The sequence below is a fragment of the Bacteroidales bacterium genome (assembly GCA_013141385.1).
In the GTDB taxonomy this organism is placed as follows: domain Bacteria; phylum Bacteroidota; class Bacteroidia; order Bacteroidales; family Tenuifilaceae; genus UBA8529.
Genome location: JABFRB010000042.1, coordinates 1 through 15,738, shown reverse-complemented (window position 1 = coordinate 15,738; position 15,738 = coordinate 1). Strand labels below are relative to the sequence as shown.

The window sequence follows — 15,738 nt, the reverse complement described above, 5'->3', positions numbered from 1 at the left end:
TGGGGTTTTTGGTTTGCTGCCCCAATTATTTTTGCCTTCAATAGGCCTCCGTCAAATGAACCTCTAAGGGAGACTATTTCCTACTTTTTAATTTGGGTACCTATGAGTTTTTCTCTATTTCTTTTCTATTTAAACTATTTTATTCTAATCAATAACTTCCTGTTCAAAAAGAAACTCTTGTGGTTCTTTTTAACTAATATTCTATTGATTGTTATATTTTCTTACATCTCCGATATGCTGAGGCACTCTTTTCAACCTATGCCAATGAATAAAAGATTTCCTCAACCTCCAAATGGGTTTGTTATTGGTTTGCATAACTTCTCTTTTATATTTGTTATTAGTATAAGTGTTGCTATACGAACCACTAGTAGATGGTTTAAATCCGAAAATGAGCGGAAAATTCTAGAGAATGAAAATCTAAAATCTAAACTGAGCAATTTAAAGATGCAGCTAAATCCCCATTTCTTTTTTAATACTCTCAATAACATCTACTCACTTATTAAAGTTTCTCCAGAAAAAGCTCAGGAATCTGTTCACGGGTTGGCTAAACTTATGCGCTATCATCTTTACGAAACCAATGAGGAAACAGTTCCCTTATCAGAAGAGGTGGAGTTTTTAAAAAACTATATTGCTCTGATGAAGATTAGAATGACACCAAATGTAAACATTGAGACGAATTTTACTATTGACAACCCATCTACCAGAATTGCCCCCCTTTTATTCATCTCTCTGGTAGAAAACTCTTTCAAGCACGGTGTTAGTCCAATTGAAAATTCATTTATCAAGATAACAATGGTAGAACACAATCAAATACTTGTATTCGAGATACTTAATACCGACTACCATCAAAAAATAGATAGTCTTGAAGAAACAGGAATTGGTCTCGAAAATCTTAGGAAAAGACTTGCTCTTATATACCCAGAAAAGCATAATTTTGTTTATGGCTATGAATCCAAACATTTCCATGTTAAAGTAATCCTACAATTATGAGAAAAATACGCTGCTTAATTGTGGATGACGAACCTCTTGCATTAAATCTAATTGAAGATTACGTACTTAAAACCCCGTTTCTTGATTTAATTAATAAATTTAATTCCCCTTTTCAAGCTATAGATGCCCTCCAAAATGAAAAGATTGATTTAATCTTTCTTGATATCCAAATGCCTGGTTTATCTGGAATTGAACTTTCCAAACTATTACATAATGGACCTAAAGTTATTTTTACAACGGCTTATAGCCAGTATGCTCTGGAGGGCTTTAAAGTTGATGCCCTCGATTATCTTGTAAAGCCCATTAACTATCAGGAATTTCTAAAAGCAGCGAATAAGGCATTAACATGGTTCAGCCTTTTGGAACAAAACAGTAGCGACAAAAATACTGGGATACTTCCAAGTACTTCCATTTTCGTGAAATCGGAGTATAAACTTATTAAAGTCGAACTGAATAGCATCTTATACATCGAAGGACTAAAAGATTATGTTAAGATTTATGTAAACGATCAGACCAAACCCATTCTCTCTTTGATGAGCCTTAAGAAACTAGAGGAAGAACTTTCACCAAAACAATTCATGAGGATTCACCGATCTTTTATTGTAAATCTAGAACAAATAGTAAAAATTGAGAGGAATCGTATTGTCTTTGGTTCAGTGTATATCCCTATCGCCGATAGCTATAAAGATCAGTTTCAGGAATTTTTGAATAAGAAATTTTTGGGCTAACAACTGCTATAATATTTGTTGTAGTGTGTCTTTCTCATTAATCTTTTCTCTCTGAATCACTTCAACTGGAAGTTTAACAACAAATGTTGATCCAATACCCAAAATGGACTCTACATAAATATCTCCCCTCATCAGCGTTACCAACCCCTTGCATAAAGTTAGACCCAATCCTGTTCCTCCATAGATCTTTGATTTCGGGGGTGCTGCTTGCCAAAATCGTTCAAAAATAATTTGCAGTTGCTCTTGTGATATTCCTATGCCTGAATCCCTAACATAGAAAACTAATTGTTGGTTTTCATAATAATAATTCACCTCTATTGTCCCCTTTTCGGTAAACTTTATAGCATTATTAATAAGGTTTATCAAAATCTGTTTTAATCGATGTTTGTCTACATTTATTTCAAGAGAACCTCCTGCGTTTTTAAAAATCAAATTTACCCCCTTTTGAGAAAGAGATATTATATTATTATCGTAATGATTTGTTAGCTCAATCAACAAATATTCAACGTTAAAAGCATCATTAATGAGAATTAACTGTCCTGATTCTATTTTTGAATAATCAAGGATATCACTTACCAATCGCATTAGATCGTTTGAACAACTTTTAATAATCTTCCGGTAACTATCCGCAATTTCTTCTGAAGGATTCGTTTTACAAAGTAATTCTGAAAAACCCAAAACGCCGTTAAGAGGTGTTCTTATTTCATGTGATATATTCGCCATGAACGCCGATTTAAGTCTATCGGACTCCTCCGCTTTATCCTTAAGAATTTCCAATGAATTTTTTTGTGAAATATAAGAGGATATTAATTGCCCAATCTCTTTAAATTCACTCCCAAACTTATTTAAGGCATCAGTCTTTTTTATATCATATGTTTCTAAAATTCTCTCTACTATTTTTAGGGGTCTAATAACCCACCTTGATGTTACTAATAATAAGGAAATGAAAATAACCATTGATGATAAATAAAATAATACTATCAACTCTAACGAAAATTTATTGTACTCATTAATGAAATCCAAGTATTTTTCACCTCGAAGAAATTTAACGACTTTCTTATCTGGTGTTTTGAATGGGATATTAACCACAATCTTATGTCTTTCCCGTCTATCAGTCAGGGAATCATCGACTAAACTTATTTGAGTTTCTGTTACTTGAGCTATGTTATTAAGCAAGTTTTTGTCTATAAGTTGAGCAATAAAAAAATATCCTTTAGGCTTTGATGTTTTTTTAGAATCTGTTGATGGATAAATTGTTGCACCAAATACTTCAAGTACTCCATACGAGGTCTGAAGATAATAATTTATAAATTTCTCATTATTAAGTGAATCAAAAATACATTTTTCAAAATCACAGGCCTTAAGTTTATTGTATATATCTTGGCTATTAAAGTATTTATTGGTATATCTTGTGTCGTAAACCCAAACAGCATCAACGGAATGATTTGAAATAAGGGGCTCTAAATTTAACTTAGCCCACCCCAAGTCCATTTTCTCGATAAAACTTACAAAATCATTCCTCCTTGTGTAGTCTAATATTATCTGACGAAGCTGTTTGGATTCTAGAGAGCATGCAATATAAATGCTCTTTTTAACTTGCTCGTGTTTTGATTGGATGAAAAGTCGTTGTTTCTTATCGTAAATCCGAAAAGCTACGAATGATACGCCCAGAAAAAAGAGTAATACAAGTAGTAAGAATTGAAAGATAATATTTTGAGTTTTGCTTCGTATCATTTTGATAATGTAATAAATAACAAATTTCAATTATACGAATACCCTTAAAGAGTTTAATTTCATGGTTAAATCAACTCTTGATGCTTTATTCATTAATAAATTGGAAAAAGAATTCCGCAAACTCTTTCGCGCTATGTTACAATTATATCGATCTTGTTAAAAATGAAATGATTTGCAATCTCATCACCAAAGAAACTAAAAAGAATTATTTATTCGTTTGAATTAAGATAAAATGTGTATCCGCTTAAATGACAAAATCAAATCTTTTTGCTGTCATTGCCTTACGGCGAACTCGCAAAATACGCTCGGTTCCTGCGAATGCAGGAATCCCCTTTTTATATTCAGATTCCGGGACTTCGCCCGGAATGACCATTAAGTTTGTTTGTCGAAATAGTAATCTAAACGGATACTCATATAAGATAAATTTATTTGGTGCCCTTTTTTTTCAAATATCAGTTTAGATTTTACTATGAATTGTTGCAAAATTTGCAAAGGAAAAATACACATATGCCCACTAAGAATAAATATTTCTAATACAATGGTTTATCCTATATTTTTCTCATCCTTCCAATACTAATTCTTTATCTAAACAATACTCAATTTCACAACAAATTTAGAATGAGAAAGGTATTAATTATTCATCCTTTAATAGGAATTTTCCCTTTAATAACCATGAAAATCCAAAAGCCCATAATGCTAAGGCTTCCAACCAAAATAAAGGTTTATAATCGGAAAGTTTATCTCTAAAACTTAAGGGTAAAACAAAATACAAAATCAATAGTGAAACACACCCAAGTATTATAAAACCACAAATTTTATAGATTTTATTTCTTAATAATTTCTGTTTTGAAGGATTATCAGATCCTTTTGTAAATAAAAAAAGTGAAAAATATGCTAGTGTTAAGAAAAATAGTACGGCTGACACTAAATGAATTATCCTAGTAAACGAACTTTCAGCCGGGCAAAATGCGACTAACAAAGCAAAAATACCAGCAAAATATCCAGCAATATCATCCTTATAATCATACCCCTTATACACAAATAAAAATAAAGCAACAGCACAAAGAATTCCTACTAATGCGTTCCTCATGTGAGTATAGTAATACATACTAATTGAACGTTGAATAACCTCATCTTCGCGAAATATTAAACAACCAAGAACTAAGATTATTGGTAATGTAACACCAAGCACTCCAACTACTATCCGTAATGTTAAGTAGGAAATTACAAGAGATTTTTTGTTGTTTGCTTCCATAATAATCCTTTAATATTTGCCATGAATTTGTTTGGTGTCTGATTTTCTGACACTTGACTGATTGAGAAAAATGTAAAACATCGCATTAATCTCCAATTTAGCCCAAACGAAGATAGAAAATACTTATTGATTAGCAAATCTAAAAATTGCTCATTGATAAGTATTTTAGATTTATCAACCTCTAAACCCTTGATTAATGGTGATATTTTTGGTCATTGCAATGTATTCGCCTGTAGGTTAATATCTTTCAAAATAATCAAGTATTTCCACACAATATCCAAATCTAATCATACTCTTGCGCCTTCTCTTCCCCATCAATAACTCTGAATATCCCTTCGGCTAAAGCCTCCATTTCATTTTCTCCAGGGTAAACATGGAATTCCGTAAGATTTCCAACATAATCACGTAAATCACTATTAAACTTTTCGTTGTATGCAATACCTCCAGTTATTATTATTGCTTGAGCCTTACATTTTGAGGCAGCATAGTAAGCACCTATTTCTTTGGCTATTTGATAAACAAAAGCTTCATAAATCAAATTTGCTTTATCATTCCCCTCTTCCACCATTTTTATAACCTCTCGAACATCCTCTGTTCCAAGGTAGGCCTTGAATCCGCTATTCTTGGAAAGAAGTGTCTCAACCTCTTTCTCAGTCTTAGTGTAACAGAGCTTCATCACTCCCCGAAGGGGTAATGCTCCTGACCGGTTTGGGGTGAAAGGACCCATTCCAAGTAAGCCATCGTTTATATCTACAAGCCTACCTGCAACAACCAACGAAATAGAAATTCCGCCACCTAGGTGTGCTATTACATAACAGGTGTCTTCAAAAGGAATATTCTGTTTTTTTGCAATTTTTCGGGCAGTCATTTTCATGTTCAGTGGGTGTCCTCTTCCATCTCGAACAATTCCAGGAACACCCGATATTTTAGATTTTGGCCACAAATTATCACATGAACTGGGATCTACTGTATAACTATCTTTTAAGCAGAATTCTCCTTTTAACCTATCTGCCAATAATCCCCCCAAGTTTGATGCATGTTCGCCATATGTACAATCTTTTGCATCCTTCAAAAATGCTTCGGACAATCTATATGTTCCCCCATCTAGCGGTTTTACAATGCCACCTCTGCCAACAACACCTACAACCTGAATATCATTATCTTTTAAGACACACATTAACCATGTTTTTATGAAAGTATACCTATAATCAAGCTGATCTGTAATACAATTGAATTTATCAAGATCCTCCTGAGTATGTCTTATAGTTTCTGATTTTACTTCACCTTTTCTACTATATAATGAAAGTTTAGTGGATGTTGAACCTGGATTAATAACAATTACGACCTTATTTTCCATAGATGCTGACTGCTAATAGGTTAGTAAATATTAGATTGTTTAAGAATCAGTTAGCAATTTACCATTTTATTAGCTCCATCCCGCTGTTTAATAGTTTAAAAAGTATATTTATCAATTAAAATTTATTATGAGAATCTTACTATTCATATCTGCCTCTCTTTTTTTAGTAATAGCGACTTTGGGACAACCCGTTTTTAAAAATCCGGGGATACCTGAATCCGAATCATTTGTAATTACTGATTTCATTGATAATACAATTGGGTGTGTTGAGACAAAAATTGATATCTCGTTAAAAGAAAAGAATAACCAGAAATACTATCATATTCACATTGAAAAAAGAATTGTTTACCAAATTCATTTCTTATCTCTTTTTCATTCAGCCTAACTTCCTATCTTTCCATCTAATTCCTTTTAACAATCCCTTATCTAACTTTTCTCTTTTCATTATTAATTTTTCATTCTACATTCTACATTAAACATTATCTTTGCGAGCTGAAATTAAAATGTACAAATTCAACGCTTTATGGAATACAATTTCAATGAGATAGAGAAGAAATGGCAGGAGTACTGGAAGATTAACAAGACCTACAAGGTAGATATTGACCATTCACGTCCAAAATACTATGTGCTCGATATGTTTCCCTACCCATCAGGAGCAGGGCTACACGTTGGGCATCCACTTGGGTATATCGCCTCAGATATTTATTCAAGACACAAACGCTTACAGGGGTTCAACGTTTTGCACCCTATGGGGTACGATGCTTTTGGATTGCCAGCCGAGCAGTATGCTATACAAACAGGTCAGCATCCAGCAATTACAACAGAGAATAACGTAAAGCGTTATCGTGAACAACTCGATAAAATTGGATTTAACTATGATTGGGATCGTGAGGTTCGCACTTGTGATCCCAAATATTACAAATGGACACAATGGGCATTTATACAGATGTTCAAACACTGGTATAACAATACTACCCAGAAGGCAGAACCCATTGAGAGTCTCATTACTGAATTCGAGAAAAATGGAAACATAACGATTAACGCATCATGCAGCGATGTTCGCTCCTTCTCATCATCTGAATGGGCGGCTATGAGCGAAAAAGAGCAGCAGGAAATTCTTCTTGCGTATCGCTTAGCCTATCTTGCCGATATCATGGTGAACTGGTGCCCTGCGCTGGGTACTGTTCTTGCCAACGATGAGGTAAAGGAAGGTTTTTCAGTACGTGGAGGACATCCTGTTGAACAGCGTAAGATGAGACAATGGTGCCTTAGAATCTCTGCTTATGCTCAACGTCTGCTTAGTGATTTAGAGGCTTTAGAATGGTCCGATTCATTGAAGGAAATTCAGCGAAACTGGATTGGTCGCTCTGAGGGTGCCGAGGTTTACTTTAAGATTGATGGTTCAGAGAAGAAAGTTCTAATATTCACCACTCGTCCCGATACAATCTATGGCGCAACCTTTATGGTAATTGCTCCTGAAAGTGAGTTAACCAATGAACTAACCACCCCTGAATATCGTGATGCGGTTGATAATTACGTTAACGAGGTAAAGAACCGTACCGAGCGTGAGCGAATTGCAGATACCAAAAGGGTTACTGGCCAATTCTCGGGTAGCTATGCCATTAATCCGTTTACCAACGAACGCATTCCTATCTGGATAAGTGAGTACGTTTTAGCAGGATATGGAACTGGAGCCATTATGGCTGTTCCTGCACACGATAGTCGTGACTTTGTATTTGCTCGTACATTCGATCTCCCTGTGATACAAACAGTGATTAAACCAGGAGAAGAACAATCATCAACAGTATCCTGGCATGAATCGTACGATGCAAAGGACGGTATTGTAATTAATAGCGGTGTTATCAACGGGTTAGAGGTTAAAGAAGCAATCTCAAAAATAAACGATATTATCGAATCACGCGGACTTGGTTGCCGTAAGATTAATTTCCGCTTGCGCGATGCTATTTTTAGCCGTCAACGTTACTGGGGCGAACCATTCCCAATCTTTTACAAAGATGGTCTTCCCTACCCTGTTGATGAAAATAAACTACCATTGGAACTCCCCGAAGTTGATGCGTATCTTCCAACTGAGAAGGGTGAACCTCCTCTTGGTCGTGCTAAAAGCTGGCATACACCAGAGGGTTATCACTACGAAATGAGCACCATGCCTGGTTTTGCAGGATCGTCGGCGTATTATCATCGTTACATGGATCCACATAACGATAAGGGTTTAGTATCAAAAGAGGCCAATGAATACTGGGAAAATGTTGACCTTTATATAGGGGGAACAGAACATGCCGTTGGGCATTTGGTCTACTCCAGATTCTGGAATAAGTTCCTTTTCGATTTAGGTTACGTTTGTAAAAATGAACCCTTTAAGAAGTTGGTCAACCAAGGAATGATTCAGGGTCGATCAAATTTTATATATCGTGTTAAAAATACCAACACCTATGTATCATACAATTTACGGGAACAATATGAATATACCCAAATCCATGTTGATGTAAATATTGTTGATAATGACATGCTTGACATCGAAAAATTCCGTGAATGGAGACCTGAATTCAAGGATGCCAACTTCATTCTTGAGAATGGTAAATACATCTGCGGTTGGGCTGTCGAGAAGATGAGTAAGAGCATGTGGAACGTTGTAAACCCCGATTTGATTGTTGACAAGTACGGCGCCGATACTCTTCGTATGTACGAAATGTTTCTTGGCCCGCTGGAGCAGAGCAAGCCATGGGATACCAATGGGATTGATGGCGTTCACAAGTTCTTCCGTCGTCTTTGGCGATTGTACCACGATAAAAACAATCAACCCGAAATCAGTGACGAAGCACCATCTAAAGAGGAACTAAAAGTTCTACACAAAACCATTAAAAAGGTATCCGATGACATCGATAAATTTAGCTTCAATACAGGGGTTTCAACCTTTATGGTTTGCGTTAATGAGCTAACCGATTTAAAATGCAATAAAAGGGTCATCCTTGAACCTTTATCAATCATTATTGCCCCTTACGCTCCACATATCGCTGAGGAATTATGGTCGTTGCTAGGCCATAAACAAACCATTTTCGATACAAAGTGGCCAGAACTCAGGGATGAATATCTTATTGAAAGTACATTTACCTGCCCTGTTTCCTTCAATGGTAAAACGAGGTTTACTCTGGATATCCCATTAAATCTATCTCAGGCAGATGTTGAAAAGATAATTCTTGCAAACGAAAACACGCTAAAATACTTAGAAGGCAAACAGCCAAGGAAGATAATTATAGTATCGAACAAGATCGTTAATATTGTACTATAAATTTATTGTTTATTGACGGCTGATAGATTTCTCTATCAACCGTCAACTATCAACAATCAATTAAATAAGGTATGACCACTAAACTTATCCTTAAAAATGCCCGTGCCTATACGATAATTGTGTTTGGATTATTCCTATACGCTTTATCCTGGACAGCATTTCTACTTCCCCATAAAATTACAGGCGGAGGTGTTTCGGGTATTGGTGCAATTGTATACTACGCAACGGGCATCCCAATGGGTTACACATACTTCCTAATTAATGTTGGGTTGATTTTCATCGCCATTAAAATGCTCGGGGCAAACTTTGGGATAAAAACTATTATTGGTGTAACCGCAGGTGCTATTCTATTAGGATTACTTCAAACGATAATCAAACAACCTGTTGTTGAAGATAAGTTCTTGTCGGCAATTATTGGAGGTGGGCTTGCCGGTGTTGGGTTGGGCGTAATATTTACTCAGGGAGGTAGTACTGGTGGTACAGATATCGTTGCTATGATTATTAATAAGTATCGGAACATTAGCCCCGGTAGAGTTATTTTAGCATGTGATGTATTTATTATCGGTTCATCTTTCTTTGTACTCCTCGATATGACAATAGTTCATCGTATCGAAACTATTGTATATGGTTATGTTGCTATGGCTGTAACTGCATATGCTATTGACGCTGTCCTGTCAGGTAGTAAGCAATCGGTTCAGATATTCATCTTCTCAAAAAAGTATGATGAAATAGCGGATAGAATTACCAACGAACTCGGGCGAGGCGTTACACTAATTGATGGCAAAGGTTGGTACACCAAAGAAGAGCAGAAAGTACTTATCACTATGGTTCGAAAGTTTGAAGCCAACGATGTTTACAGAGTGATTAAAAATATTGACCCTGATGCTTTTATTTCTACTGCTAGCGTAATGGGAGTATTTGGTAAGGGCTTCGAAAGAATAAGATCATAAGTAAAATCCAAGCACTTTAGTAGCATTCTTCCTTCACAGGAAGATAACAAAAATGATATTTTCAAATTATAAATAACTTAAATTAAAGCACTTAATGAAGCGCAGATATTACTATTTTATCCTGATTTTCGTTCTATTAATAGCGACAATTACAATTGTTTGGAGTCTTTTTACCCCAAAAATTTCAAAAGAAAGAAAGCAGCTTATCGAAAAAATAACATCTAAACCAATATATGAGTATGGAATTCCAATCGATTCTTTTACAGTAATTAAGGGTCGTATCAGAACTAATCAAACCCTTGGAAATTTGCTTGTTGATTTAAATGCAAAAGCAGAGATTATCAGCAAACTTCCTTACTATACCAATAAGAAATTCGATTTAAGACAGGTTATTGCAGGAAATACATATAAAGCATTTCTAACTCAGGATAGCCCTGCTAAACTAATGTACCTAGTTTACGAAAAGTCTTCGATTGATTTTGTTATCTTCAACTTTAAGGACTCTCTTACCATTCAGAACGACCATAAACAAGTTACCTCCATTAGGCGACTCAGCGAAGGCACTATTTCCAGCTCCTTATGGGAAACAATATACCAACGAAACTTAAATCCTATCCTTGCACTCAACATGTCCGACATATTTGCTTGGACCGTGGATTTCTTCGGATTACAGAAAGGTGATAAATTTAAAGTGCTATACGATGAATTATACGTAGATAATAAACCAATAGATATAGGAACAATTTATGCAGCATGGTTTGAGCATCGTGGTGAACGTTTTTATGCCTACAGTTTTTCTCAGGATTCAGCAGCTAGCTATTGGGATGAAAAGGGAAACTCCTTACGTAAATCATTCCTAAAAGCCCCTCTCCATTTCTCACGTATAACATCAAGATATTCAGGGAGTCGTTTTCACCCCATCCTTAAAATTTATCGACCTCATACTGGCGTTGATTATGCAGCACCAGCTGGTACACCAATAATGGCTATTGGCGATGGATACATCATCGAAAAAGGGTACAACGGAGCTGCTGGTAATTACCTTAAAATTAGGCATAATAGCGTTTATACAACGGGATACAACCACCTCTCAAAATTTGGAACTGGTATCGCAAATGGGGTTAAAGTAAAGCAGGGGCAGATAATTGGTTATGTAGGGCAAACAGGGTATGCAACTGGCCCTCATCTTGATATGCGATTTTGGATGAATGGACAATCCATTGACCCATTAAAGGTTAAAGCCCCACCTGTTGAACCAATAAAATCAGAAAAAATGGAAGCATATCTCTCCTTTATAAAAGGGTTACAAACTAAGTTAGACAGTTTACCCTTAGTGCCTGTTTTTCCCGAAGCAGCAATTGGAAGTTTTGCAAAGTAGCCGATTGTCCTATAACTTTGATGAGAAGAGCAGCAAGTAGATTATAGGGCTTCTATAAGTTTAATGATTATTTCTGGATAGTATTTATATTCTAAGGCATGAATTCTTTTCGCTAGTGTTTCGGGTGTATCATTTTCTAATACCTTACACTTTGCTTGAAAGATTATATTACCATCATCGTAATTTTGGTTTACAAAATGAATAGTAATACCACTCTCCTTTTCGCCTAATTTTATTACCGCATCATGGACTCGAAAACCATACATCCCTTTACCTCCAAATTTTGGCAAAAGTGCGGGATGAATGTTTACAATTTTCTGGGGATATTTATCAATAATTGACGTTGGGAATAACTTGAGAAACCCCGCAAGTACAATAAAATCAACCTTATACTCCTTTAAAATCAATAAAACGCTTCCATTATTAAGTTCATCAATTGTAAATAAATGCGATGGAACATTGAGTTTACGGGCTCTTTCAAATACAAATGCATTTATGTTTTCCGATAAAATAATAACTACCTTTGCTACTTCTACCCCTAAAAGATGGTTAATTATGTTCTCAGCATTGGAACCTGAGCCAGATGCGAAGATTGCTATTCTTTTCATTATTAACTGTTTGTATAATTCATAAAAGATAAAAAATAAAAAAAGTGTTTTACGGCATCAAAAATAGAAACAAAAAAATTACTTTTGCCCCAGAAAATGACATTTAACTTTTTTGTCTGGTTAAATGTTCTTTTCTTTGCGAAAATTTCATAAATGTATTTATTAACCAAATTTTAAACACTATGTCGGATATTGCAACTAGAGTTAAAGCTATTATCGTAGATAAGCTTGGCGTTGATGAAAATGAGGTAACCCCAGAAGCTAGCTTCACAAACGATTTGGGAGCCGATTCACTCGACACCGTAGAGCTAATCATGGAATTCGAGAAAGAATTTAACCTTTCAATTCCAGACGATGAAGCTGAAAAAATAGGCACAGTAGGTGACGCAGTTAAGTACATCGAAACCCACAACAAGTAAAAAACTAAAAACTAAAACAGGCATTAACTTACTTTAAAAGCACATGGAACTAAAGCGCGTAGTTGTTACAGGACTTGGCACAATAAATCCAATCGGAAATAATATCCAAGAATTTTGGAACAACCTTGAGCAAGGAGTAAGCGGATCTGAACTTATTACCCGTTTCGATGCTTCTAAATTTAAAACTAAGTTTGCTTGTCATGTAAAAAATTTCGATCCCTCAAATTACTTCGATCGTAAAGAGGCGAAAAAACTCGACCCTTACGCTCAATTTGCCCTTGTGGCTGCCGATGAGGCAATTAAAGATTCAGGAATTGATCTTAAAGCCATTGATTTAGATCGGGCAGGAGTAGTCTGGGCTTCAGGAATTGGTGGATTACAAACGATGGCAGAAGAATTGAAAGGCTACTTCGCGGGTGATGGGACTCCGCGATTTAGTCCTTTCTTTATTCCTAAAATGATTGCCGACATTGCCGCTGGACATATTTCAATTAAGTATGGTTTCCGCGGACCAAACTATTCAACCGTTTCAGCTTGTGCCTCTTCGACCAACGCTTTAATCGATGCTTTTAATCTTATTCGTTTGAATAAGGCAGATCTATTTATTACAGGTGGTTCTGAAGCATCTGCAAATGATATTGGTATTGGAGGGTTTAACGCAATGCAGGCTCTCTCTACCAACAACGATGAGTATAAAACAGCTTCACGTCCTTTCGATGCAACCCGTGATGGTTTTGTTATTGGTGAAGGTGGCGGAGGCCTTATTCTCGAAGAACTAGAACATGCTAAAGCAAGAGGTGCAAAAATCTATTGCGAAATGGTTGGCGGAGGTATGACCGCAGATGCTTACCACTTAACCGCCCCTCATCCTGAAGGTCTCGGTGCTCGAAACGTCATGCTACGTTCATTAGAAGATGCTGGTTTAAAACCAGAGGATATTGATTACATTAACGTTCATGGAACATCCACTCCTCTTGGAGATATTGCCGAACCCAAAGCTATTTTAGCTGTATTTGGCGAAGCCGCATACAAACTCAATATTAGTTCTACCAAATCAATGACAGGTCATTTACTTGGCGCTGCAGGAGCTGTTGAATCAATAGCAACAATCTTTGCTATTAATAAAGGGATTATACCACCTACTATCAACTTCAAAAATCCAGATCCCGAAATTGATAGCAAGTTGAATTTCACCTTTAATAAAGCACAAAAGCGTGACGTGAAAGCCGCACTCAGTAACACATTTGGATTTGGTGGTCACAATGCTTCTGTTATTTTCAAGAAATATTCCTAGTCAAACCACGTGATTTCTCACCTCTTTAGGCGAATTCTTACAAATAGAGTTCCCGTTGGGGACAGGGATTTTTATGATCAACTCAAGAATATTTTCGGTATCTTCCCTCGAAATTTAGATCTGTACAAACTTGCAGTAGTTCATAAATCTGCTTCCATTATTCTATCGAGAGGGAAACGGGTAAATAATGAGCGCCTTGAATACCTTGGTGACGCAGTTCTTGATGCCATTGTTGCGGATTACCTCTTTTCCCAGTTTCCAAACCAAAAGGAGGGATTCTTAACCAAAATGCGATCAAAGATCGTGAGCAGAACTAGCCTTAATCAACTCGCTATCGATATCGGTCTTGAGAAAATAATTGTTAGCCAATCAAATAATAATATTCAAAAAAACATTTATGGCAATGCACTTGAAGCTATTATTGGTGCTATGTTTATTGATCGTGGATTCCAATTTACCAGTAATTGCGTTGTAAACGCTATTCTTGAAAAATATATTGATCTAGACATGCTTCAAACCATTGAAAATGATTATAAGAGTCGTATTTTCGAATGGGCTCAGAAAAACAAACAAACTTTACAGTTTCAATGCCAGGAAGGAGTTTCTAATAATGGCTATAATCCCCATTTTATTGCAACTATCTCGTTGAATGATATGCCTTTGGGGGAAGGGCATGGATCATCAAAGAAAGAAGCCGAACAAAATGCTGCAATGGAAGCCCTCAGTAAAATTGATGAAATTCAAATAAGTCAAAATTCATCGCCACAAGAAGAACTTTAACTTTTCCCATAAATTTATTCGCTTTTTTTCTAATGTAGTTTCTTTAAACACTTCAGATTTGAATCAAATCGTTTCACACTACACAACCAATTGCTAAAAAAGCTATTTTAGCAAAACTAAAACTATGCAATTGAAGCAAAAGAAAATACATCGGCTTGATGGGAGTCATGAAGTTCCTTTTATCTTAATTGCTATATCTTGTCATGATAGCCTTTTAAAAACTGTATGGAACATAAATAAACAATTGAACATCGATTTAAATGAATCTGAAGTGTCCATTGAATCTAAGGAAAATCCATCACAAACATTCCCCGTCTTTTGCGACCGTAAATCGTCATCACTCCGAGTTTTTAACCTTATCTCAAATAAATCTTCAAACTTTATACTCATAAAAGAACTACCCAATATTGACTTTATATTTGAAATATCAGGAGAAATCAACAAAGTCGATACTTCATCTATAATTAAAGAAATTAAAATGATCCCAGGTATTAATGCAGCTTTAGAGATAAACCCTGAAAAAATAAAAAGGAAGGTAGCATTTTGTCCTATTTAATTCGATTTAATTCTTTAATAATGTACTAATTAGAGTTTAAAGAACCACATTTTTTATTACCCAACTCCATTTATTCGATTTGTATTTAACGCAAGTTCGATGTAAGTATAACATATTGATCCTAGCATAGTGTCAGATTGTTGCTTTGTCATGCTAAACAAAGTGAAATCCGAAGGATTCGCTGAAAGCAACCATCTGTTTTATAAACTATTAGATCCTTCGCTTCGCTCAGAACCGAACTTGCGAACCGAACGAAGTGAGCTCAGCATTCTAAGACATATGCAAGTAAAATAGAATAATTATTTTTGTGTTGCCAAATAACGACCGACGGCAAAAGTTAAGCCAAAGGTTATCTAGGGGTAGCTCAATTGCAGCTACCCTT

At 35.6% G+C, this 15,738-nt stretch carries 14 protein-coding genes; 10 read left to right on the top strand and 4 right to left on the bottom strand.

The window, feature by feature from the left end; translation table 11 throughout:
* Positions 1-264 precede the first annotated feature (264 nt).
* The gene (locus tag HOO91_19550; GenBank protein NOU19759.1) at positions 265-990 is read left to right on the top strand and encodes a histidine kinase; all 726 of its coding nucleotides are present in this window, start codon (positions 265-267) and stop codon (positions 988-990) included.
* Positions 987-1,718: a response regulator transcription factor gene (locus HOO91_19545; protein ID NOU19758.1), complete on the top strand. Its 732-nt coding sequence runs from the start codon at positions 987-989 to the stop codon at positions 1,716-1,718. The genes HOO91_19550 and HOO91_19545 overlap by 4 nt, the downstream gene beginning before the upstream one ends.
* 6 nt (positions 1,719-1,724) lie before the next feature.
* On the opposite strand, the gene HOO91_19540 is transcribed toward HOO91_19545, so the two are convergent.
* From HOO91_19540 to buk, 3 genes are all read right to left on the bottom strand, one after another.
* Positions 1,725-3,452, bottom strand: coding sequence for a hypothetical protein (locus tag HOO91_19540; GenBank protein ID NOU19757.1), 1,728 nt, complete (start codon positions 3,450-3,452; stop codon positions 1,725-1,727).
* Between the two features lie 634 nt (positions 3,453-4,086).
* Positions 4,087-4,707 (bottom strand): DUF998 domain-containing protein, encoded by a 621-nt coding sequence (locus HOO91_19535; GenBank protein ID NOU19756.1) that lies wholly within the window; start codon positions 4,705-4,707, stop codon positions 4,087-4,089.
* Between the two features lie 283 nt (positions 4,708-4,990).
* Positions 4,991-6,064: a butyrate kinase gene (buk, locus tag HOO91_19530; GenBank protein NOU19755.1), complete on the bottom strand. Its 1,074-nt coding sequence runs from the start codon at positions 6,062-6,064 to the stop codon at positions 4,991-4,993.
* Between the two features lie 127 nt (positions 6,065-6,191).
* Between buk and HOO91_19525 the strand changes: the two genes are divergently transcribed.
* From HOO91_19525 to HOO91_19510, 4 genes are all read left to right on the top strand, one after another.
* On the top strand, positions 6,192-6,449 hold the full coding sequence (locus tag HOO91_19525; GenBank protein NOU19754.1) for a hypothetical protein: 258 nt from the start codon (positions 6,192-6,194) through the stop codon (positions 6,447-6,449).
* A 138-nt stretch (positions 6,450-6,587) separates the two neighbouring features.
* Complete coding sequence (locus HOO91_19520; GenBank protein ID NOU19753.1) at positions 6,588-9,371, top strand: leucine--tRNA ligase; 2,784 nt, start codon at positions 6,588-6,590, stop codon at positions 9,369-9,371.
* 71 nt (positions 9,372-9,442) lie between these two features.
* A complete protein-coding gene (locus HOO91_19515) occupies positions 9,443-10,321 on the top strand; it encodes a YitT family protein (protein NOU19752.1) in 879 nt (292 codons plus the stop codon).
* A gap of 94 nt (positions 10,322-10,415) precedes the next feature.
* Entirely contained in the window at positions 10,416-11,699 is a 1,284-nt protein-coding gene (locus tag HOO91_19510; GenBank protein NOU19751.1) for a peptidoglycan DD-metalloendopeptidase family protein, read from the top strand.
* Positions 11,700-11,740: 41 nt separating this feature from the next.
* Here HOO91_19510 and purN read toward each other — a convergent pair whose 3' ends face one another.
* On the bottom strand, positions 11,741-12,307 hold the full coding sequence (purN, locus tag HOO91_19505) for a phosphoribosylglycinamide formyltransferase (protein ID NOU19750.1): 567 nt from the start codon (positions 12,305-12,307) through the stop codon (positions 11,741-11,743).
* Between the two features lie 182 nt (positions 12,308-12,489).
* Here purN and HOO91_19500 point away from each other — a divergent pair, with 182 nt between their 5' ends.
* From HOO91_19500 to HOO91_19485, 4 genes are all read left to right on the top strand, one after another.
* Positions 12,490-12,726, top strand: coding sequence for an acyl carrier protein (locus HOO91_19500; GenBank protein ID NOU19749.1), 237 nt, complete (start codon positions 12,490-12,492; stop codon positions 12,724-12,726).
* Positions 12,727-12,769: 43 nt separating this feature from the next.
* Positions 12,770-14,020, top strand: coding sequence for a beta-ketoacyl-ACP synthase II (gene fabF, locus HOO91_19495; protein ID NOU19748.1), 1,251 nt, complete (start codon positions 12,770-12,772; stop codon positions 14,018-14,020).
* A gap of 33 nt (positions 14,021-14,053) precedes the next feature.
* Positions 14,054-14,800, top strand: coding sequence for a ribonuclease III (rnc, locus tag HOO91_19490; GenBank protein NOU19747.1), 747 nt, complete (start codon positions 14,054-14,056; stop codon positions 14,798-14,800).
* A 124-nt stretch (positions 14,801-14,924) separates the two neighbouring features.
* Positions 14,925-15,356: an IPExxxVDY family protein gene (locus HOO91_19485; protein ID NOU19746.1), complete on the top strand. Its 432-nt coding sequence runs from the start codon at positions 14,925-14,927 to the stop codon at positions 15,354-15,356.
* The last annotated feature ends 382 nt before the right edge of the window (positions 15,357-15,738 follow it).